Below are 18,830 nucleotides of genomic sequence, written 5' to 3'. Positions count from 1 at the left end.
TCAAAACATTGGAAGGTTCCATGTCACACTCCGATCAGATCGCCGATCAGCAAGCCGCGGAGGCCGTCGTACGCCACCACACCGAGCTCGCCGCCACCCTGACCGACCATGTCACCCGGCTGATCACCGCCGCCGACGCCGGGATCCTGCGGCAGGTGTGGGCTCACCGCGACGAGCTCACGACGTGGCTACACGACGAGTTGCTGCCGCACGCCTATGCCGAAGAGGCGGCGCTGTACCCCGCCGCCGCGGACCTGTCGGCAGGGACGTTGCTCGTCGACGGCATGCTTGGGGAACACCGCGTCATCGCCGCACTGGTCACCGACCTGGAAGCCGCAGCGTCTCCCGTCGTGGCGGCAGCCGCCGCCCGCGCCCTGCAGGCGGTGTTCGCCGGCCACCTCGCCAAGGAGAACGACCTGGTCGTGCCGCTGCTGGTCGCCGCCGACGAGGTTCCGCTGGCCGGACTGCTCGACGGCATGCACGACATCATCGGCGTGGAAACCGGCTCGCCGTCCGGGGGAGGCTGCGCTTGCGGTGGCTGCGGGGGCGAGGCCCCCGGCGCGGCAGGGGCGGTGCCGACGCTGGCCATCGATCCGCGGCTCGACGTGCGCGATTTGCCGCACGGCGAGCGACACGCTCGCGTGCTGGCCGCGCTTGATGCCCTGCCTGCCGATGCTGCGTTGGTTCTGGTCGCCCCGCACGCCCTGTTGCCGCTGCTGGCGGAGGTCGAACACCGCTATGCGGGGCAGGTCGTCGGTGAATGGCTGCAGGACGGCCCCGAGGTCTGGCAGATCCGCCGGCACTGGCAGCCAGTCCCAGCCTGAACGCGCCTTGACGACAGCGCCTGGGCGGCACCTTGCCGTCCAGGCGGGCCGGCATGGCCATCGCTCGGCTGCTGCGACCGGTGGAGGTAGAGACGCTCGATCTGCTGCGGGAACACATAGCAAGGCGGTGCGTCTCCGGCAGCGCTGATCACCTTCAACGGCGCCGACAGGGACAGCGTTGACGCTGTCTGCGCCAGATCGGGCAGTCCTCTACCCTGCTGGCGGACGGCGACCGGCGATAGCGCGACGCCTCGACAACCATCTGCTTCGGAAGGCCATCCGCCCATCGCGGACGTTATGTGAGCGAGGGCAGGAGGACGTCGGATAGTGGGCGGCGAGGTGTGGTGGCGGCGGGGCGGCCGCACCCGATGCGCAGGATCATCTGTGCCCAGATGCCGTTGGCCGTGTCGCTCAGCTGCCTACGGACGGTGGGGACCTCGACGGGCTGGCTGATCGGTGTGGTCGCGAGGTTGAGGTGGGTCGCGGTCAGCAGGACGCGTTGCAGTGCCTGGCCGGCGCGGACCCACTCCAAGGGGTCGTCGCCGGTCGTGGCCAGCACCATGAGCGTCGGATGGATCTCGAACGTTTCGGGCGCTCTGGTGAGGTGCGGCTGCAGGAGCCCGAAGTCGCGGATTGGCATGATCTCCATGGCATCCCAGGGGCCGATCGCCGATGGCGGTATGCCGTCGTGGTGCACGACGCGGTGGGTGGTCCAGCGGGCCAGTTCCGCGCGGTATCCGCCGGTGGCTCGTTGCCTGCGGTCGGCGGCCTGGGACAGGCCGATGATCGAGTTGCGGCTGACCGGGTTGGCAACCGTCAGCACAGCGGTTTCCTGCCGGGCGGCGTCGATCAGCTGCTCGAGCGTTTCGGCGGGGATGGCGCAGGAGGTGAACGGGTATCGGTTGGTGTGCCGGTGCGGAATCGCCGCGACGAGCGTCTCCTCTGCAGGGCTGGGCGGTGCGCGGTGCGCGACGGTCACCCGCGCCACCAGGTCCGGCTGTCCGTCATCGGGAAAGGCGCCGACGTCCGCCCGGTAACCTGCTCCCCGCAGTGCCAGGGCCAGGGTGGAAACGGCCGCGCCGACGCTGATCAGCAGTTCCCGGCCGGTCGGGTCGAGGACTTCCAGTTGTCGGCGCCGGTCGGCGTACACGTCTATCATGCCCGCGCCGATTCGGAACAGCCATGGCTGACTGTTGTGCAGCGACGGTGCCGTGGTGGCCGACCGGATGCAGTTCTCTATCGCCTCCCGCTCGGACGGCGGGGGCCGGATGTCATCCGGCGATGGGGTGTGTCTGTCAGTCATCGTCGCTCCTTGGCCGGACGTCGGCGTCCGGCCGTGGCCAGCGCTGCCGTTTCGACTCGCTTCGGTGAGTGGTCGGCTGCCCGGTGCCGATCACTGTGCCGTTGACTGTCGGTTGCTCACCTGAGCATCGGCGGGAGTTCCGCGCTAGGGGAAGAGCCTTCCGGCCCTATGCCGCGGTGCGTCGCGACGTGCGTGTACTGATCGCTTCGGGCTTCATCTTTTGCGGAGACGCTATCTATGGCGTTGCGATAGCGCGTACGGCGGTGACTAGCCGGTAATCCCGCCCTGTCCGGCATCGCTGTGCTCGAGGTTCTGCTCTACCAGGGCGGTATGGGCGGTGTGGGCGCACCGGGTCGCGCATCGCCTGCATCGGTGGGGGATACCGCTGTTTCCGCAGATGGTGTCGCAGGTGGCGCGGCTGTTCACGGGCGTCGAGATTCATCCCGGTGCCCGGGTCGGGCGCCGGTGGTTCATCGACCACGGCGCCGGTGTGGTGATTGGGCAGACCGCACGGACCGGCGATGACCTGACGATGTACCCCCAGGTCACCCTCGGCTCCCGGGGCTGCCCAGCCGACAGCACGGCCGCCGAGCGTCATCCCATCGTCAGCGACCGGGTCGTCCTCGGCGTCGGCGCGACCCTGCTCGGCCCGATCCGGGTCGGCGGCGACGTCCACGTGGGCGCGCACTGCCTGGTGACGTCTGACGTCCCGGCCGGTCAACGGCTGCGTGCACCCACCGACCATGACCCAGTCTCACCACGGCGGTCTGCACCCCGTGTCCAACCCAGCCAGGGAGCCAGCATGATCTACACCAACGTGACCGAGCAGGGCTTGACTGCTTTGTCCCGAAGGACCACCGCAACCTGTCGGCCTGGCATGATGCGGGCTCCAAGGTGCAGGATGGTCCCCGGGATGTCCGTGGACGTCCAGCGCTGTTTGCGGCCGTAGCCACCCAGTTCGTCACTCACTACTGGCGGCCACGGCCGGCAACCGCCTTCGTCCGGGCACGTCGCGTAGCTGCGCCACAGCGGGCCTCTCATTAGGTCCGCCACGTGTATCAGAGGGCCTTTCGGCGGGAATGCGCAGACGGGTACGTTTCGTCGATGAGCCGAACGGATCACGTCCCAGCCGCTTCCTTCGGCGGCCGCCTGGTGTTGTCGGCACAGGTGCTGCTTCTGGCCCTGCTCCTGATCGGCAGCTTCGGTGTGCTGCTCGCGGCCGCGCTGCGTACCGGCAATCTTTCGGCTGTGCTGGATCCTGGGCTGGAACGGTTGGGCGACCCGAAGGACTCGCTTCCGCCGGTTGGTCCGGACTCGCCGTGGAACCCGCTGCTCTGGTTGTTCGAGATCGGCCGGGTGGTGGCGATGTTCGTCTACCCGGTCGCGTTCGTGGCCCTGCTGCTTGGGGCGGTCGAACTGCCCCGCACCCGGTGGGTCGGCGACCGGACAGCATTCCGCTGGCTCGCCTTCGGCACCGGGCTATGGCTCGCGCTGACGGCGCTCGCCCTGACGCCGTACGGCACGCAACTGCACGTCTGGTTAGCTGATTGAAGCCATGCTGGTCGTACGTGGTGGACGCGGCAGGTTTCGAACCTACGACTAACTTGTGCGCTGACCAAGAAGGTTCACCGGGTCTGACGTCATGCGGCCTTGGCTCGCGGTCGGCCCAGCGTTGTCGACGTTCGCTGCGGATGCGGCTCGTTCCCGGCGTTGGGCGGCGAGGATGTCGGGGTGGCGGGCGTTGACGTTGCGCCACCGCAGGTAGCGCTGCACTTCGCGGGCCAGGACAGTGTGGTTGGGGTAGTTGGAGTTGCGGGCGGCCCACGCCCGGATCTGCGGGTCTTGTTCGCCGACAGGTTGTCCAGGATCACACAGATCGGGGTGCCGTCCGGGCGGGAGGCGCGAATCGGCCTGAGCGCGGCCAAGTGTGGTCGCCGCCTTGGCGGCGAAGCCACACGCCCCAGAGTTGGTCGTTGCCGAGGCTGTAGCAGCCGTGGAAGTAGCGGATGCCATGCGTGCGGGTGGAGGTCGCTGGCAGTCGGTCCGGTCTGCCGGCCGGCACCCACCCGCTGCCGTGGTGCGGGCAGATCGACAGCTGTCCGAACTGGTCGAAGGCGAAGCACCGGTCCGGGAACCGGCGGTCACCTCCTCGATACGGTCGAGCTGGGCGTTCTTGTCCGGGTCGCGGGTCTCCTTCCAGGTACGGGTGCGCTGGCAGGAGACGGCGTGGTGGCGCAGGGTCTGCTGTAGCCGTTCCCGACCGATAAGCAGCCGTCGGGCCCGCTTGGTGGCCAGGTAGTCGGCGAGCTTGCGGATGCTCCAGTGTGTGAAGGGCGCCTCCAGACTCCTCGGTCGGGTCGTGGCCGTCGTGACGATGAACCGCTGGTCGTCATCGGTGATCAGGCGGAGACGGCCTCCCGCCCACTGAGGTTCCAGAGCGCGGAGTCTGAACTCGTTGAACCGGCTCTCCTGATCACTCAACCGCCGCGCCCTCACCGGCTCGACCATCCCGACACCTCACTCTCGACAGCGATCACGATCGCCGTCGAGCCTGAGACCCACCCGACCGACGCGGCGCACCGCGCCCGGCGTATCACCGACCCGGTGAACCCTCTTGGTCAGCGCACTAGGCGTCGTGCGAGCCGAAGCTCTACACGGTTCGGGAAGACCGAGCCAGGGTCAACGCATGTCGTCCGGCGCTTTGGCGGTGGGCCGGACCGGTCGGTTCGGCCCACCGCCTCTTGCCGATGCGGGCGGGAGCTCAGGAAGCCACGACCCAAAACGGTCCGGACGTCGGACAACGGGTTGGCAACTGGGCACCTTCTGGGGCTGCTGCCTCCACTGATCCTCCTCGCAGGGAAACCTTGTCGCTGGTCTTGAGCGACTTCGCCTGACTCAGTGAAGAGGTAGGAAAGATCGGCACATAGGCCACACTTGATGTGGAATCGGTGACGCTTAGGCACTCATCCCTTTTCGGGACGGTGCCCTCCAGTAGCGCGCTGTCGCCGACGCCTGGCTCCTCGTCTCGATACTGGGCAAAAGTTGCCGAGTCGGCGTCAAAGGCATCGTCGGGCGAACGGGGGCAGCCGCCCACTGAGGCCATGATCACGCATCCCACGAGCAGGGGGCGCAGAACAACACGGTTCATCCGTCACCAACTCTGCCAGTAGTAGAGCTTTGTGCCTGACGGGATTCGGTAGATCTTGAAGTGTACGCTCAACCCGCTGCCCGCCTTTATGGATCCCGATCGCGTTACTTCCGTTCACCCATGGCCCGCCGCTGTCGCCTCCCGCTTGGTCGACGCTCACCCTGACGAAGACCGAATTGCATGTCGTCCCGGGAGAGGCGCCCGACCAGGTCGGCTTACCTGCGCTCGCGTCCCGCGACGCGGATCCAGCAGCCGCCGTCGCCGTCCAACCGGTCGTCGCGCTCAGCGACGCCGAGGCGCTGGCCTGCTCCCTGGAGAACCCGGAGAGCTGCGAGGCCTGCCAGTAACCACTGTTTCGATTCCAGCATCGACACCGACACCGACGCCCGGCACATGCTGCTCGACCCCAGGATGGCCTGAGCCTGCGTCGGATGCACTACCCGCACTTCTTCGGCCGGTTCAAGGACGCCATCAAGAACGCCTGGACGGTCGAGGAGGCCGATCTGCACTCCGACCTCGCAGACCTGGCGAAGCTGTCCCCCGCCGAGCGGCACCAGGTGTCGGCGTCTGGTGGCGTTCTTCGCCACCGGCGGCACTACCGTCGCCAACAATCCGGTGCTCAACCTTTACCAGTACGTCAACTCCCCCGAGGACCGGCTCTACCTTTCCCGGCAACTGTTCAAGGAGGCCGTCCGCGTCCAGTTCGACCTGAGCCTGCTCGACACCCACGTCCCGACGAGAAGAAGCGCTTCGCGGCGTTCGCAACAGTGACCAGCTGAGGTGGCGATGTGCGGACCGAGTAGAGACTCCACCCTCACCGCCGGCCAGTACGACACCACCTTCGGCCAGCCCGTCGCCGTCGAGCAGACCAGCGGTGACGCCGACTCCGACAGCGGTAACGGCACCGTCTACGGCGTCGCCGGAATCCTGCTAGGCCTGGCGGCCGGGCTTCTCGCCTGCCGCCGCGCGAATTACGCGAACTGACCGCGTCGACCCTTCTCCGTCTTCTCGTGGACCTCAGATGCGGCGCGGAACAGTGACGGCAGCGCCGTCGGATCAGCTGCGGGCCGGGCGGTCGGGGCCGCGCGCGTCGATGTCGGCGCGTGCGGCGGCGGCCAGGAACCGGTTGTAGCGGGCTAGGTCGTCATCCTCCCCGGTGGCCTCGGCGCGGTCCGCGGCTCGGTCGGCCCGGCGCTGCTCACGCTGGTCGGCCCGGATCCACTGCCGAACCAGCAGGATCATGACGACGGCGGCGGGGATCTCGCCGAATGCCCAGGCGATGCCGGCGCCGAGTTTTTGGTCCTCGAGCAGGGAGGACGCCCAGGAGGGGTGGACGCCGAGGTACCAGTCGGGGGCGATGACGGTGGTGGTCTGCATGAGCGCGAGGCCGAAGAAGCCGTGGGCCATCATCGCCGCGAGGTGGACGAGCACCAGGATCGGGTGGGGCAGCCGGGGCCGGCCGGGGTCGGTGCCGATGAGCACCCAGAACAGCAGGTAGCCGGAGATCACGAAGTGCCCCAGCATGGCCAGGTGTCCCAGGTGGGAGCGCATCAGCGTGCCGAGCAGGTCGCTGAAGTAGAGGCCGAAGAGGCTGACGGTGTAGATACCGAGCGCCACCAGCGGGTGGGTGAGCGTCCGGGTGAGGCGGCTGTGCAGGGCGAGCAGCAGCCATTCCCGGGGCCCGCGTACCTGCGGTTCGGTGGGGCGGCGCAGGGCCCGTAGCGCGAGGGTGACCGGGGCGCCGCCGACCAGCAGGATCGGCACCAGCATGGACAGCACCATGTGCTGCGCCATGTGGGCGCTGAACAGCACGTACGCGTAGCGGGCGAAGCCCAGGCCGGTGGCGGCGGCGAGCACCAGCAGACCCCCCACCCAGCTCGCGGTGCGGGCCATCGGCCAGGGGTGCCCGGCCCGGCGCAGCCGGCGTACCCCGGCGAGGTAGCCGCCGATGCCGACCGCGGTGACGGTGAGGAAGAACAGGTCGGGTAGCGGCTGGCCGAGCAGGTGCGCAGGGGTGGGGGCGGCGGGCATGCCGAAGCCGAGCACCTCGGTCACCGGGTCGGCGTCGACCGGCTCGGTGACCGGCGTCGGGCTGCGGGACAGGGCCACGGCCAGGCCGACCGTGGCGGCGAAGGCCACCAGCTCACCGGCCGCGAGCCGTGCGAACGCGCCGCGCCGCCCGGCGGCCAGGGCCGGCAGGGTACGTGTGCGGTGCGCCGCGCCGAGCAGGCCGAGCACCACGAGCGCGGCCAGCTTGCCCAGCGCCAGCCACCCGTAGCGGGACTGCCACAGCTGGTCGAGCGCGCCGAGGCGTACCGCCGCGTTGGCCAGGCCGCTGACCGCGACGGTGACGAAGCACGCCAGTGCGAGCCGGCTGTAGCGGGCGGCGGCCCCCGGCAGGTGCCGGCTGCGCCGGATGGTCAGCAGCGCGGCCAGCCCGCCGGCCCACAGCGCGGCGGCCAACACGTGCAGCGCCAGGCTGGACACCGCGATCTGGTGGTTGCCCGCCCCGGCAGCGTGCCCGGTCAACGCCGGCGGCAGCAGCCCCACCAGCGCCGCCGCCGCAGCGAGCGCGGCCGTCCGGCGGGACAGTCCGACCCGGGCCGCCACGGCCACCACCGCTGCCAGCCCGGCCTGGGTGAGCAACGCTCGCCCCTGCGTGATGTCGACGCCGAAGCTGACCACGGGTGCCACGCCGAGCCGGCCGAGGGGGACGCCGAGCAGGTCGGAGACCGTGAGCACCAGCAGGGTCAGGGAGGCCGCCGCCCAGCCGGCCGCGGCGAGGCCGGCGCGGCGCAGCAGCAGCCAGCCGTGCGCGGGGACACTCGCCCCGTCACCGGGAAGCAGGAACGCCGCCGTCGCCGCGAAGCCGACGGTGAGGGTGGCCAGCCCGTCGACGAGCAGCCGCACCGTCGGCAGCGCCCATGTTGTGACGGGTCCCGGGTCGGGCAGGCCCGGGATCGCGGCGGCGAGCGCACCGCCGAGGCGCAGCGCCAGTAGCAGCACCGCCACCGCCGAACCGGCCGCCACCACCCCGACGAGCCAGCCACCCGCCGCCGGTCCGCTTCGGCCCGGGTTGGCCTGCCGGGCGGTTGTCGGGTTCCCGCCCACCCGTGCGGTGCTGCCGGACCCCGCGCCGACAGGCCGGCCGGCGACTGTTTCCCGGCTGCCCGGCCCGGCGGTGGCAGGCCCCGCGGCGACCGATCCGAGGCCGGTCGTTCCGGCCGCACCGGGGACGGCGGTGCCGGACGGGCGGGGGGAGCGGGGTGTCGGGGACGGCGACGCGGGCTGACGCACGGTGTGGACCTGGTTTCGGATCGGGGCGCCGGACGGGCCGGCGTCATGGGCTCAGGATGAGCGGCGGCGGCGGAACAGCAGCAGGGCCGCACCGGCCACCGCCACGACGGCGACCCCGCCGGCGGCCAGGAGGACCGACGGTGGCCCGTCGTCACCGCTCCCGCTGTTGGCCACCGGGCTGGCCGGTCCGCTGCTGCCGGTTACCGTCGCTGGCGGTGGGGGCGACGCCGCGGAGGCGGTCGGGTCGGCCACGGTGAACCGGTACGAGCCCTGTACCGGGTGGCCGTCGGCGGAGACCACCCGGTAGGCGACGGTGTAGGTGCCGTTGGCCAGCGGTTGGTCGATGGCGATCGTGCCCGTGGCGCCGTTGACGGCCGGCGGGCCGGTCGGCACCTTCCGCCGGCCGGCGTCGCTGAGCACGATGGTGGTGAACTGCGGGTCGAGCCGCTGCAGGAAGTGCAGTGTCACCGAGGTCGGTGCGGTGGGCACCCAGGCGTCCTGGGCCGGTGTGGCCGACCGCAGCGAGTTGTGCGCGGAGGCGGGCGTGGCCGGCACCAGCAGCAGCGCGGTGAGCAGCGCGGCGAGGGCCGCGGTGATACGGGTCCGCATCGAGCACGGGTCCTTCCGGGCGGCGGTCATCCGAGCACCTGCTGGCCGATCCAGCCGCCGTCGGGGCAGCCGGGCGGGATCGCGAAGACGGCGGAGCCGATCGGGGTGGTCCACTCGTTGAGCAGGTCCCGCTCGGCGAGCCGGCGTTGGACGGGCAGGAACTGGCGGGCGACGTCGGCCTGGTACGAGGCGAAGACGAGGCCGCTGTCCGCGTTCCCCTCGGGGGTCGGCACGCCGTCGTAGTTGTAGGGCCGGCGCAGGATCTTCTGCCGGTCGTCGGTGACGCGGGCCCGGGTCAGGTGCGAGAAGTCGGGGATGACGGTGAGTCCGTCCGGGCCGAGCGCGGCGAAGTCCGGCTCGTCGTGTTCGGCCCGGCCGGTCAGCGGCGCGCCGGTGTCCAGTCGCCGTCCGACGGCGAGTTCCCGGTCGGTGCGGCCCAGCAGGTCCCAGGTCTCCAGGTTCATGCTGATCCGCCGCACCACGAGCGTCGTCGAGTCGCGCAGCCAGTCCGGTCCGTCGGTCACCCACACCGCGGTGTCGGCCGGCGTGCCGGGCTTCGGGTTGGCGGTGCCGTCGAGCTGCCCGAACAGGTTGCGCTGGGTACGCCCCGGCTCGGCGCCGGCCGCCCGGCGAAAGCCCTGCTGCACCCAGCGGACGACGGCGAACGGGCGGCTGTCCTTGACCAGGACCCGCTGGGCGTGGGCGACGGTGAGCGGGTCGTCGGCGCAGATCTGGAGCAGCAGGTCCCCGCCGGACCAGCGGGGTTGCAGCCGGTCGATGCCGAACGCGGGCAGCTCGGCCACCGAAACGGGCCGGCGGTCGTCGAGCCCGGCGGCGGCGTAGAGCCCGGGACCGAAGCCGAACGTGACGGTGAGCCGGGCCGGCAGCACGCTCAGCTCCGGCTCGGTGTCGGCCAACGCCGGGCCGCCCTGGGTAAGCCGGGCCGCGTCGTCGGAGAGCAGCCGCAGCATCCGCCCGAGCGCCGCCCGGTCGGTGCCGGGGCGCAGCGTGAACGCGACGAACGCCGCGTGTGCCTGCGGATCGGTGGTGACGCCGGACTGCCGGGTGCCGTGGAACGACTCGACCGCGCCGCCCACCTTAGCCACCGGGACGGCGTCGTCGGGGCGTACCCCAGGATCGTTGCGACGGGCGGCGGCGATCGCGGCGCCGCCAGCGAGTGTGCCCCCGACGGCGACGGCGCCGCCGGTGAGCAGGCCACGCCTGCTCACCGGGCGGCCCGTGGAGGAGCCCTCGGTCATGAGGCCGGGCTCATGCTCATCTCCGGCATCGGGGAGTCGCCGTGCCCGGGCGCGTAGGACTCCTCGGCGCCGGTGAACGGCTTCGCCACCGCGGTGAACGTCTGGGTCCGGCCGTCGGCGAAGGTGAGCGTGACGCTCAGCTCGTCACCAGCCTTCACCGGCTTGGCGAGGTTCATCAGCATCAGGTGGTCGCCGCCGGGCTCCAGCGTCGCGCGGGAGTGCGCCTTGACCACGATGCCGCCCTGCTTGGGCTGCATGACCATCTTCCCGTCCTTCATGGTCATCTCGTGCAGCTCCATCGGCGACACCTCGGTCGACGCCGCGGTGATGGTCACGTCGGCGTCGCCGTCGTTGACCAGCGTGCCGAACGCGGCGGTCATGCCCTTGTCGGCGGCCTTGACCCACGGGTCACGGACCCCCAGCACCCCGGCAGCCGGGCTGGCCGACGTCGCGGAGGTGACCGTCGGCGTAGCGGTGGTGCCCTCTCCCGTGGACCCGCATCCCGCTGCGGCGACGGCCACAACGGCGGCGGTGGTGAGGAGGACGGCCGGGCGCAGCCGGCGAACGGACATGGAGTTGGGCATCAAAGGTCCTCTCGGTGGAACGGTGTCGGTTCGGCCGAGCGTGAGGCTCCGCACCAGCGAAGACCCACACACTCGGCAGGTAGGTGGTCAGGCCGCGGTACGGCCACGGTGGTGGGCCGTTCCGGGGTGCGGCGGTGGCAGCAGTCGCGGGGCCGGGGTGGAAGCCTCGTCCTCGGTGGGGATCCGCCAGCGCGGCCCGTCCGGCCGCGAACGCAAGGAGGGGTCACCGGGACGCAGCCGGGCCCGGGACATGGCGATGACGATCGCGTAGCCGGCCAGGAGGAAGGCGTGGCTGACCAGCCGGGAGGGATCGACCCGGCCGGTCGCCAGGTCGTTGACCGACAGCAGCACCAGCGTGGCGACGAACGCGCTCAACATCGGCACCAGCCCCGTCGGCGGCGTCCGCCGGGCCGCCACGAACAGGAAACCCGCGCCGACGGCCACGTTCCACGCCGCCGCCTCGTGCCACAGGTGCCCCGACGCCAACGGACCCGCCGCGTGCACGTGCGGGCCGGACGCGCCCTGGCCGACCTGCACCAGACCCAACACCACCTGTGCCGCGCCGATCAGCCCGAGCGCCACCCGCAGCGAGGCCGTCAGCCGCTCGCGCCACGCTCGTCCCGGCCGGGCGGGCAGCGCGCCGAGTACCAGGTCGGTGAGGTCGGGACCGGCGACGTGCACCGACATCCGCGCCCGCCGGGTGACCGCCGCCGCACGGTCCAGCCACACCCGGCAACCGTCACAGCCGGCCAGGTGCTCCTCGGCCCCGCCGCGTTCCTCGGGCGACTCCTGCCCGTCCAACTGCGCCGACAGCGCCTCACGCCACTGGTCACACCCCATACACCGGTAGTCGGTCCCCGCGGGGCAGCGGTTCCCGCGAGTTCAGATGTCGGCGCAGGTCACACCACTACGGTCGGCTTAGCCGGCGGTCGAATCGCCCTTGCGCCCGGCCCGGGGGTCGCTCATCGCCGCGACGAGATCCTCACGAGCCCGCGCTACCCGCGACCGGATCGTGCCCACCGGGCAGCCGCACACCTCGGCGGCCTCGACGTACGACAGGCCCAGCACCTGCGTGGCGACGAAGGCCTCCCGCCGCTCCGCCGGCAACCCGGCGATCAGCCGCTGCACCACCACCTGCCGGTCGAACTCGCCCCGCACCGTGTCCGCCACCTCGCACCCGCCCGGCAGCGGCACCGTAGGCGGCCGCGACGTCCGGACATGATCCACGGCGACCCGACGGGCGATCGACAACAACCACGTCCGCGCCGAGGACCGCCCCGCGAACGACGGCAACGACCGCACCGCCCGCAGGAACGTCTCCTGCGCCAGATCCTCCGCCTCACCCTCGGAGATCAACGCGGCCAGAAACCGGCGCACCTGATCCTGCGTGGCGGCGACGAACCGGGCGGCAGCCCTCCGATCGCCCCGCCCCGCGGCCAGCGCCCACGCGGTGACCTCCGCGTCGTCCACCATCGGATACCTCCGGCCGAGCCGACCCGAACGGCAGCACGACACGTTGTAGTAGTGACTGAGTGGCAGCGTACCGTAGGCGACGGTGCCTGCGATCCGCCCATCGGTTCGGAGCCGGCCCCGCGACGGATCCACGTGACGCTCGGTCGACCGCCTCTGCCACACGAGCCCACCCAGGATCGCCACCGGGCATCACCCCCACGTCAAAGCTGCCGCGATTTGGGAGCCGACTCATCCTCGGCGCTTCTTCTCGTCGAGTAGTTCGCGGCGCCATTCGGCGAACTGGCTCCGGAGATCGTCCAGCGCTCGGCCGGTGACGCCGTACTGGGCGAGGTCGTCAGGGTCGAGCTGGGTGGCTTGTCCGAGGGCGTCGGCGAAGATGCGCGGGTCGAAGCCACGGTCGGCGCGTTGGGCGAGAGGTGAGGAGGGTTTCGCGGGTGTAGCGGCCGGATCAGAGGGTGGCGTCGATGTCGATGAAGTCGCGGGCGAACGCTCGTCCGTAGAGGGCGCTCATCTTGTTGGCGACCGCGTCGTCGGGGTGGAGTACGGGTCCGATGGCCATGAGGATCGGTTCGTTGGCGCGCCAGTCCACGCCGAGTTCGACCTTGGCGACCCGTGCGCCGTCGGTGACGGCCAGCCGGGCGAACGTGTCGTAGTGCCGCTCAGTCTCGACGGTGAGGCCGTCGTCCCGGTAGGCGTGCACGACGGCGTTGACCGCGGCGGTGAACTCGCTGCGGCGGTCCCAGGCGGTGAACAGGTCGACGTCCTCACTGGCCCGCTCGACGAACCCAGCGGCCTGGACTGCGTAACCGCCGGCCAGCGCGAAGCCGTATCGGTCGGCCGCCGCGAGCCCGGTACGGGCGAGGCGTTCGTGGAAGGGGTCCACCGCTACGCCGCGTCGCTGCGGGTGGCGGCGAGTTCGGGGAAGGCGTCCTCCCAGCGCTGACGGAGCTGGGGTGGCAGCCAGAGGGTGCGCCAGAGCCGCCGGAGGAGGCCGGCGTCGAGCCAGGTGTGCAGATCCTCGACGGTAGCGGCTTCGGTGAGCACCACCTTGTACATGCTGGCCAGGCGCGTCCGGTTCAGGTTGTACTCGGCTTGCCCTGACCAGTCGAGGTGACGCGGAAGCGTCACCGTGCCGCAGGTCGGGCCGCGCAGTTCGGTAAGGGTGTCGGCCACGACGTAGGGTTTCCGGTCGCCGTAGGGTCGGTAGTCCGCTGGCGGCTGGGGTGGTGTCCTGCGCCGGTTGATGTTGGTCGCCCGCCGGACTTCCGGTCGTAGCGCCTGACGGATCGTTTCCCGGCTGTACCCGGTGACCCGCTGCAGATCCACCGGCCGCCATCCGGCCGCGTGAAACACCCTCAGCTGCTCGTCTCGCTCGGTCAACGCGGCGGCCCGCGTTGCCTCATACCGGGAGACAACCGCCTGCAACTCATCCTCGGAGAATCGGCCCACGGCCGCTAGCCCGCCAGGCTAGGCCCAGCACGCTTGGCCTCTGGCGGCACCCTCTTTGCCGGAGTCATAAACCTGAGCCGGCTGCGGCGAGCAGGCTGCGCTGGGCTGGGTCAGCTGTAGTGCTACCGAGAGTGGAGCCTGACGGCGCAACGGTCATAAGAGAGTGTGAGCGAGAGGGCGGAGATGATCCGGACCGACGACGGCGAGCTGTGGCAGTCGGGCACGCCAGGGGGAGGCCGAGTGCTCCGGTGTGCCGTTCGACCGACACGGTGGGGCGGTCCGGGCGTTCTGTGCTCGCCGGACCGGCTCGATCGACGCCGCCGACGATCTGGTCTCCATCGTGTTCCTGTAGGCGTGGCGTCGGCGGGGTGAGGGCGATCGGGTTCAACTGGTCAGGTCGCGGCGGTTGAATGCCGCTACTGCGACGGTCAGCAGGACCGCTGTGGTGGCGGTCAGGATGGTCAGGTCGGCCCACTGGAAGCCGTTACGCAAGGGTTCTCCGCCGATGTAGTAGTGGAAGGGGGACACGTATCGCAGGACGTCGGCGCCTATATGGGTGGCGAGGGTGCTGGCGGCGTAGGTGAGGACGGCGATGCCTGCGGCGGCGGCCAGGGCGGCGGGTCGGCTGCCGGTGGCCGCGCCGACCGTGATGGCGATTGTCCCGAAGACGATGATCAGCAGGGCCAGGGCGAGACTCTGGGCGGTGAACTGGCCGACCGTGATGCTGTCGAGTTGTGCGCCGGGCCGGACGGCCAGCATGGCCAGCAGGACCACCGCCGCGATGAGGATGGCGCCCGCGGTGAGCGCGGCGAAGCGGTGCAGTAGCAGGCGGGTGCGGCTGATCGGGTGGGCGAGGAACAAGCCGAGGTAGCCGGCTTCCTCGTCGCCGGCGATGGCGCGGGTGCCGGTGGTGATGCCGAAGATGACGGCGACCAGGGGCACGATGATGCCGAAGACGCTGGAGCCGAGATAGCCGGCGGCGGAGGAGAGGTCTTCCATCCGTAGCGCCTCGCGGAGCGCGGGGGAGAAGCCTTGGACGGTTTGTCCCATCGCGCTGTCGGCTACCTGGGGGTAGAAGCCGGCGTACATCGCTGCGAGCAGGGCGGTTCCGGCGGTGAAACCGGCCAGGGCCCGCCGGCCGTCCCACAACGTCTTGGTCAGCAGGTTAGACATGCGTGGTCTCCTTGCTCGCGGCGTCGGCCTGGTAGTAGGCGAGGAACAGTTGTTCCAGGTCGGGTTCGGTGGCGCGGAGGCTTGCGACCCGCTGCTGGGCGAGTACGCGGATGAGCCCGTCGGGGCTGCCGGTGAGGTGGAACCTTGCGGTCGGGCCGTCGATGGTCAGGCCGGTCACCTCCGGCAGGGCGGCGAGTGCGGTTTCGTCGATCGGGTCGGCGAAGGTGACCTGGAATTCGTGCACGCAGTGGGCACGGAGTCGAGCCACCGCGTCGAGGGCGACGAGATGGCCGTCGCGGATGATGCCGACCCGATCGGCGACCGCCTCGACCTCGCTCATGACGTGCGACGACATGAACACGGTCTGCCCGTCGGCTCTGGCTTCGCGGACCAGGTCAAGGAAGGCCTGCTGCACCAGGGGGTCCAGCCCGGATGTCGGCTCGTCGAGGATCAACAACTCGGGGCGGTGCATGAATGCCTGCACCAGGCCGATCTTCTGCCGGTTGCCCTTGGACAGGGTCTTGATTCGTGCCGTCAGATCCAGTTCCAGCCGCCCGGCCAGCTCGCCGATGCGGGCCTTCGGTACGCCTCCACGTAGGTCAGCCAGGAACGTCAGGCACTCACCGACGCGCTGCCGGGGGTTGACCACGAACTCGCCTGCGAGGTAACCGATGCGCCGGCGCAGCGCCACCGCGTCGCGGCGCGGGTCGTGCCCGAACACCAGCGCGCGTCCGCTGGTCGGTCGGATCAGGTCCAGCAGCACGCGGATGGTGGTCGACTTGCTGGCCCCGTTCGGACCCAGATAGCCGAACACCTCACCCTCGGCGACGGTCAGATCGAGATCCCGCAGGCCCCTGCGGCGGCCGTACGTCTTGGTCAGCTTCTCCAGCTGGATCACATCAGCCATAGCTCGCAGAGTATCGAATATTCAAAGATCCTTGAAGACTGCGAGATGTTAGGGTTTGGTTGGGCCGAGTAGGGGGCACAGATGGCGTTGAGTGATCCGGCGGAGAAGCTCGCACTGACCCTCACCGAGGGCGGACTGCAACGGATGACGGCGCGAGTGCTGGCGGCGTTGCTGTTCACCGAGCAGGAGACGATGACCGCCGGCGAGATCGCGGACACCCTGGCCATCAGTTCCGGCAGCGTGTCCACCGCCATCAAGTCCCTCGCCACCGTCGGGTTGATCGAACGAGTGCCCGCCCCGGGCAGTCGCCGCGAGCACTTCCGGCTGCGCGAGGGCGCGTGGGCCACCCTCATGTCCGGCCAGAACGCGATGATCAGAACCATGCGCGAGGCCGCCGAAGAGGGCATCACCGTCACAGGCGAAGGCAGCCTCGCCGCAGCCCGCCTCGCCGAGATGCGCGACTTCTACGACTACCTCTGGCGCAAACTACCGGCGCTCATCGACAGGTGGCGGGACAACAAGGGCGATCAGTAGGCCTCTACTGCGCACGTCGATGTGTCCCGGGTGTCCGTAGGCCGGTGACCTGTGGCTTTCCATTTCTTGTCCTGGTGTGCCGGTCGCTGCGCGGTCTTGCTGCGATCGCTGGCGCAGATCAACAGGTTACGCACTTCGGTCCTCGGTGGTCCTGACCGGCGGAGAGCGACCTGCGGCCGAGGTCAGTCTGCTGTCAGGGCGGGAACCTGCCACAGTGCGCTGACCGGCATGGCGCGGAGCCTGTCGCCGAACGGCAGCGTGGAGGTTCCGGTATAGAGGACGATGCCGGCGACGAAGTCATTGCTGAGGCGGTCGGCGAGCCGGCGTAGCCCGCGGAAGTCGTCGGGTCCGACGGTGGTGGCTGCTTTGACCTCGATCCCGACCACCTGGCCGATTCTGTTCTCCAGCACCGCGTCGACTTCGTACCTGCTCTGGGCGCGGTAGTGGGAAGGGTCGACGGGCTGCTTGGACCAGGTGAGCTGGCGGGACAGCTCGGACAGGAAGAATGATTCGAGGAGTGGGCCGAACGGTGCGCCCGGCCGGAGCAGTGGCCCGGGCGTCGGTCGCGGTCTCGTTGGCGGGGGTGCCCGAGTCGACGAAGATCAGTTTGGGTGCGGAGGTGGCGCGGGTGCCGAGGTTGCGGGACCAGCCGGGATTCGTTTGATCAGAAAGACTTCCTCCAGTGCTTCGAGTTAGCGGGCGATCGTCGGCCGGCTCAGTCCGAGGGCGGGTTCGAGGGAGTTTGCGGCGATGATGGTCGCGGACCTGGCCGCGAGCAGGCGTACCAGTCTGCGTAGTTCGTCCTTGTGCTGGATGTCGGACAGCTGCCGGACGTCGCGGTCGATGAGTGCTTGGACGTAGGTGTCGAGGAACCGTTGGCGGCGGCGTGGTTCGGCGCGGGTGGTGGCCTCGGGTAGGCCGCCCCGCACGATTCTGGCCGCGTAGTCGGAGCCGGTCACGTCCGACTCGTGTCGCAGGTGCGCGCCGAGCGTGAAGACGGCGTCGACGAATCCGTCCGGCGCTGCGTCGAGTTCGCCTTTGAAAAATGGGCAGTGTTCGACGGTCTTCAATCGGCCTGGCAGCGCGTCCGGAGCAGCCACCATGCCGAAGAACCGTGACGAGCCGGTGAGCAGGTACCGGCCAGGACGGGGATCCTCGTCGACTGCCTTGGTGGCCAACAGTAGTTCCGGAGCGCGCTGGATCTCGTCGATGACCAGGAGTTCGGAGAAGTCCACGAACGGTGGCGTCCACCGGCTCGTACTCGGCCACGGCGACGGCCACACCACCACCGCTTGTCGTCGCTGACGCCGTGATCGGTAGCGGGCACCGTGTGCTCGCGTCCGGCGCGCGGTTAGTAACGGCGATGAAGTCAAGACGAAACACCTCTTGACTTCATCGCCAGCTGGATTAGTGTTCAGACCACCTGCTCACCCGATCAGACGCTCGTCGATCGAGCGTTGAGTGATCGACCACACGGACCGGGCTCCGTGCCCAAATCAGACGCCAGAGGAGGATCGATGTCTTCGCTCGACTACACCTACGAGAACATCGACAAGGTCATTGACAGGTCGACCTGGGTGGCCCCGACGATTGACCCCGAAAAGACGATGCTGCTGGTACTGGACATGCAGAAGGCATGTGCCGAGGTCGGCGGGGCCATGTACATCCCGAGCATCGGTGGCGCCCCGGAGGGCAAGGACGTCGTCCAGCCGGTGGTCAACGTGCTGGAAGCCGCCCGCGCCAAGGGCATCCCGGTGGTCTGGTCGCTGTGGGGCCTGCGCGGCGACGGCAAGGACGCAGGCTTCGCCGACCGCAAGTGGGGCCTCGAGGGGCAGCTCGCCACCTTCCCTGGCGCTTGGGGCAACGGCGGCGACGAGCTGGTCGACGAGCTCAAGCCGCTCGACGACGAGCCGGTCATCCGCAAGCACCGGTTCTCCTCGTTCTACGGCACGCCGCTGACCGAGTACATGCGCCGCGCGGGCTGCGACACCCTGGTCGTCGCCGGCCTGTCCACCGGAAACTGCCAGATCACCACCGCCATCGACGGCAACAACCAGGACTTCAAGATCATCGTCCTGGCCGACACCACCGCCGCCATCCCGGCGTCCATCCCCGGTGACGCCGAGCAGCCCTTGGGCTACGGCCAGCACTGGGAGGCCCTCCGCAACATCCAGGCCAACCACGGCGACGTGCGCACCAGCATCGAGTTTCTCCGGATGATCGGCGCCTGAGCACCGTATCTCCCCACCGTCGGGCTCCTCGGCGGGCCC

General features: G+C 70.1%; 15 protein-coding genes and 5 pseudogenes. 6 read left to right on the top strand and 14 right to left on the bottom strand.

Going from position 1 to position 18,830, the window contains the following annotated elements; all coding sequences use genetic code 11:
* Positions 1–20 precede the first annotated feature (20 nt).
* Positions 21–824: a DUF2249 domain-containing protein gene (locus ACN27C_RS04880; protein WP_422750555.1), complete on the top strand. Its 804-nt coding sequence runs from the start codon at positions 21–23 to the stop codon at positions 822–824.
* A 295-nt stretch (positions 825–1,119) separates the two neighbouring features.
* Here ACN27C_RS04880 and ACN27C_RS04875 read toward each other — a convergent pair whose 3' ends face one another.
* Positions 1,120–2,127, bottom strand: coding sequence for an Acg family FMN-binding oxidoreductase (locus tag ACN27C_RS04875; RefSeq protein WP_422750554.1), 1,008 nt, complete (start codon positions 2,125–2,127; stop codon positions 1,120–1,122).
* Positions 2,128–3,231: 1,104 nt separating this feature from the next.
* Here ACN27C_RS04875 and ACN27C_RS04870 point away from each other — a divergent pair.
* Positions 3,232–3,678, top strand: coding sequence for a hypothetical protein (locus ACN27C_RS04870; protein WP_162959201.1), 447 nt, complete (start codon positions 3,232–3,234; stop codon positions 3,676–3,678).
* 89 nt (positions 3,679–3,767) lie between these two features.
* On the opposite strand, the pseudogene ACN27C_RS04865 reads toward ACN27C_RS04870, so the two are convergent.
* Together ACN27C_RS04865 and ACN27C_RS04860 are read right to left on the bottom strand one after the other, a co-directional pair.
* Positions 3,768–4,587 (bottom strand): annotated as a pseudogene (locus ACN27C_RS04865) (IS630 family transposase); the annotation flags it as partial.
* A gap of 596 nt (positions 4,588–5,183) precedes the next feature.
* Positions 5,184–5,498: pseudogene (locus ACN27C_RS04860) on the bottom strand (trypsin-like serine protease); the annotation flags it as partial.
* Between the two features lie 170 nt (positions 5,499–5,668).
* Here ACN27C_RS04860 and ACN27C_RS04855 point away from each other — a divergent pair.
* Positions 5,669–6,045, top strand: a pseudogene (locus ACN27C_RS04855) (ribonucleotide-diphosphate reductase subunit beta); the annotation flags it as partial.
* Between the two features lie 16 nt (positions 6,046–6,061).
* Entirely contained in the window at positions 6,062–6,259 is a 198-nt protein-coding gene (locus tag ACN27C_RS04850) for a hypothetical protein (protein WP_422750553.1), read from the top strand.
* Positions 6,260–6,331: 72 nt separating this feature from the next.
* On the opposite strand, the gene ACN27C_RS04845 is transcribed toward ACN27C_RS04850, so the two are convergent.
* From ACN27C_RS04845 to ACN27C_RS04800, 10 genes and pseudogenes are all read right to left on the bottom strand, one after another.
* Positions 6,332–8,386, bottom strand: coding sequence for a cytochrome c oxidase assembly protein (locus tag ACN27C_RS04845; RefSeq protein WP_422750552.1), 2,055 nt, complete (start codon positions 8,384–8,386; stop codon positions 6,332–6,334).
* A 237-nt stretch (positions 8,387–8,623) separates the two neighbouring features.
* The gene (locus ACN27C_RS04840) at positions 8,624–9,211 is read right to left on the bottom strand and encodes a copper resistance CopC family protein (protein ID WP_422750551.1); all 588 of its coding nucleotides are present in this window, start codon (positions 9,209–9,211) and stop codon (positions 8,624–8,626) included.
* Positions 9,208–10,440, bottom strand: a complete 1,233-nt coding sequence (locus ACN27C_RS04835; protein WP_422750550.1) for a Dyp-type peroxidase — start codon at positions 10,438–10,440, stop codon at positions 9,208–9,210. Before ACN27C_RS04835 ends, ACN27C_RS04840 begins: the two co-directional genes overlap by 4 nt.
* Positions 10,437–11,024, bottom strand: a complete 588-nt coding sequence (locus ACN27C_RS04830; RefSeq protein WP_421499582.1) for a copper chaperone PCu(A)C — start codon at positions 11,022–11,024, stop codon at positions 10,437–10,439. The genes ACN27C_RS04835 and ACN27C_RS04830 overlap by 4 nt, the downstream gene beginning before the upstream one ends.
* An 87-nt stretch (positions 11,025–11,111) precedes the next feature.
* Positions 11,112–11,864, bottom strand: coding sequence for a zf-HC2 domain-containing protein (locus tag ACN27C_RS04825; RefSeq protein ID WP_422750549.1), 753 nt, complete (start codon positions 11,862–11,864; stop codon positions 11,112–11,114).
* A 78-nt stretch (positions 11,865–11,942) separates the two neighbouring features.
* A complete protein-coding gene (locus ACN27C_RS04820; RefSeq protein WP_422750548.1) occupies positions 11,943–12,497 on the bottom strand; it encodes a sigma-70 family RNA polymerase sigma factor in 555 nt (184 codons plus the stop codon).
* Positions 12,498–12,725: 228 nt separating this feature from the next.
* Positions 12,726–13,380: pseudogene (locus tag ACN27C_RS04815) on the bottom strand (nucleotidyl transferase AbiEii/AbiGii toxin family protein).
* Positions 13,381–13,382: 2 nt separating this feature from the next.
* On the bottom strand, positions 13,383–13,946 hold the full coding sequence (locus ACN27C_RS04810; protein WP_422750547.1) for a hypothetical protein: 564 nt from the start codon (positions 13,944–13,946) through the stop codon (positions 13,383–13,385).
* Positions 13,947–14,330: 384 nt separating this feature from the next.
* Positions 14,331–15,119, bottom strand: coding sequence for an ABC transporter permease subunit (locus ACN27C_RS04805; protein WP_422750546.1), 789 nt, complete (start codon positions 15,117–15,119; stop codon positions 14,331–14,333).
* Complete coding sequence (locus ACN27C_RS04800) at positions 15,112–16,026, bottom strand: ABC transporter ATP-binding protein (RefSeq protein ID WP_422750545.1); 915 nt, start codon at positions 16,024–16,026, stop codon at positions 15,112–15,114. The genes ACN27C_RS04805 and ACN27C_RS04800 overlap by 8 nt, the downstream gene beginning before the upstream one ends.
* Positions 16,027–16,107: 81 nt before the next feature.
* Between ACN27C_RS04800 and ACN27C_RS04795 the strand changes: the two genes are divergently transcribed.
* Positions 16,108–16,560, top strand: a complete 453-nt coding sequence (locus ACN27C_RS04795) for a GbsR/MarR family transcriptional regulator (protein WP_120571868.1) — start codon at positions 16,108–16,110, stop codon at positions 16,558–16,560.
* 182 nt (positions 16,561–16,742) lie between these two features.
* On the opposite strand, the pseudogene ACN27C_RS04790 reads toward ACN27C_RS04795, so the two are convergent.
* Positions 16,743–17,795: pseudogene (locus tag ACN27C_RS04790) on the bottom strand (ATP-binding protein); the annotation flags it as partial.
* Positions 17,796–18,077: 282 nt separating this feature from the next.
* Here ACN27C_RS04790 and ACN27C_RS04785 point away from each other — a divergent pair.
* A complete protein-coding gene (locus ACN27C_RS04785) occupies positions 18,078–18,791 on the top strand; it encodes a cysteine hydrolase family protein (RefSeq protein WP_120571867.1) in 714 nt (237 codons plus the stop codon).
* Positions 18,792–18,830 lie beyond the last annotated feature (39 nt).

The organism is Micromonospora sp. WMMD1219, from assembly GCF_049315215.1.
In the GTDB taxonomy this organism is placed as follows: Bacteria; Actinomycetota; Actinomycetes; order Mycobacteriales; family Micromonosporaceae; genus Micromonospora; species Micromonospora tulbaghiae.
Note: the sequence above shows the minus strand (reverse complement) of the source record. Positions and strands in the feature narration are given on the sequence as shown.

What these genes read in the sequence shown, in the direction of transcription:
- ACN27C_RS04880 (WP_422750555.1), top strand. Translation starts at nt 21, where the DNA reads ATGTCACACTCCGATCAGATCGCCGATCAGCAAGCCGCGGAGGCCGTC.
- ACN27C_RS04875 (WP_422750554.1), bottom strand. Translation starts at nt 2,127, where the DNA reads ATGACTGACAGACACACCCCATCGCCGGATGACATCCGGCCCCCGCCG.
- ACN27C_RS04870 (WP_162959201.1), top strand. Translation starts at nt 3,232, where the DNA reads ATGAGCCGAACGGATCACGTCCCAGCCGCTTCCTTCGGCGGCCGCCTG.
- ACN27C_RS04850 (WP_422750553.1), top strand. Translation starts at nt 6,062, where the DNA reads ATGTGCGGACCGAGTAGAGACTCCACCCTCACCGCCGGCCAGTACGAC.
- ACN27C_RS04840 (WP_422750551.1), bottom strand. Translation starts at nt 9,211, where the DNA reads ATGACCGCCGCCCGGAAGGACCCGTGCTCGATGCGGACCCGTATCACC.
- ACN27C_RS04835 (WP_422750550.1), bottom strand. Translation starts at nt 10,440, where the DNA reads ATGACCGAGGGCTCCTCCACGGGCCGCCCGGTGAGCAGGCGTGGCCTG.
- ACN27C_RS04830 (WP_421499582.1), bottom strand. Translation starts at nt 11,024, where the DNA reads ATGCCCAACTCCATGTCCGTTCGCCGGCTGCGCCCGGCCGTCCTCCTC.
- ACN27C_RS04825 (WP_422750549.1), bottom strand. Translation starts at nt 11,864, where the DNA reads ATGGGGTGTGACCAGTGGCGTGAGGCGCTGTCGGCGCAGTTGGACGGG.
- ACN27C_RS04820 (WP_422750548.1), bottom strand. Translation starts at nt 12,497, where the DNA reads ATGGTGGACGACGCGGAGGTCACCGCGTGGGCGCTGGCCGCGGGGCGG.
- ACN27C_RS04805 (WP_422750546.1), bottom strand. Translation starts at nt 15,119, where the DNA reads ATGTCTAACCTGCTGACCAAGACGTTGTGGGACGGCCGGCGGGCCCTG.
- ACN27C_RS04800 (WP_422750545.1), bottom strand. Translation starts at nt 16,026, where the DNA reads ATGGCTGATGTGATCCAGCTGGAGAAGCTGACCAAGACGTACGGCCGC.
- ACN27C_RS04795 (WP_120571868.1), top strand. Translation starts at nt 16,108, where the DNA reads ATGGCGTTGAGTGATCCGGCGGAGAAGCTCGCACTGACCCTCACCGAG.
- ACN27C_RS04785 (WP_120571867.1), top strand. Translation starts at nt 18,078, where the DNA reads ATGTCTTCGCTCGACTACACCTACGAGAACATCGACAAGGTCATTGAC.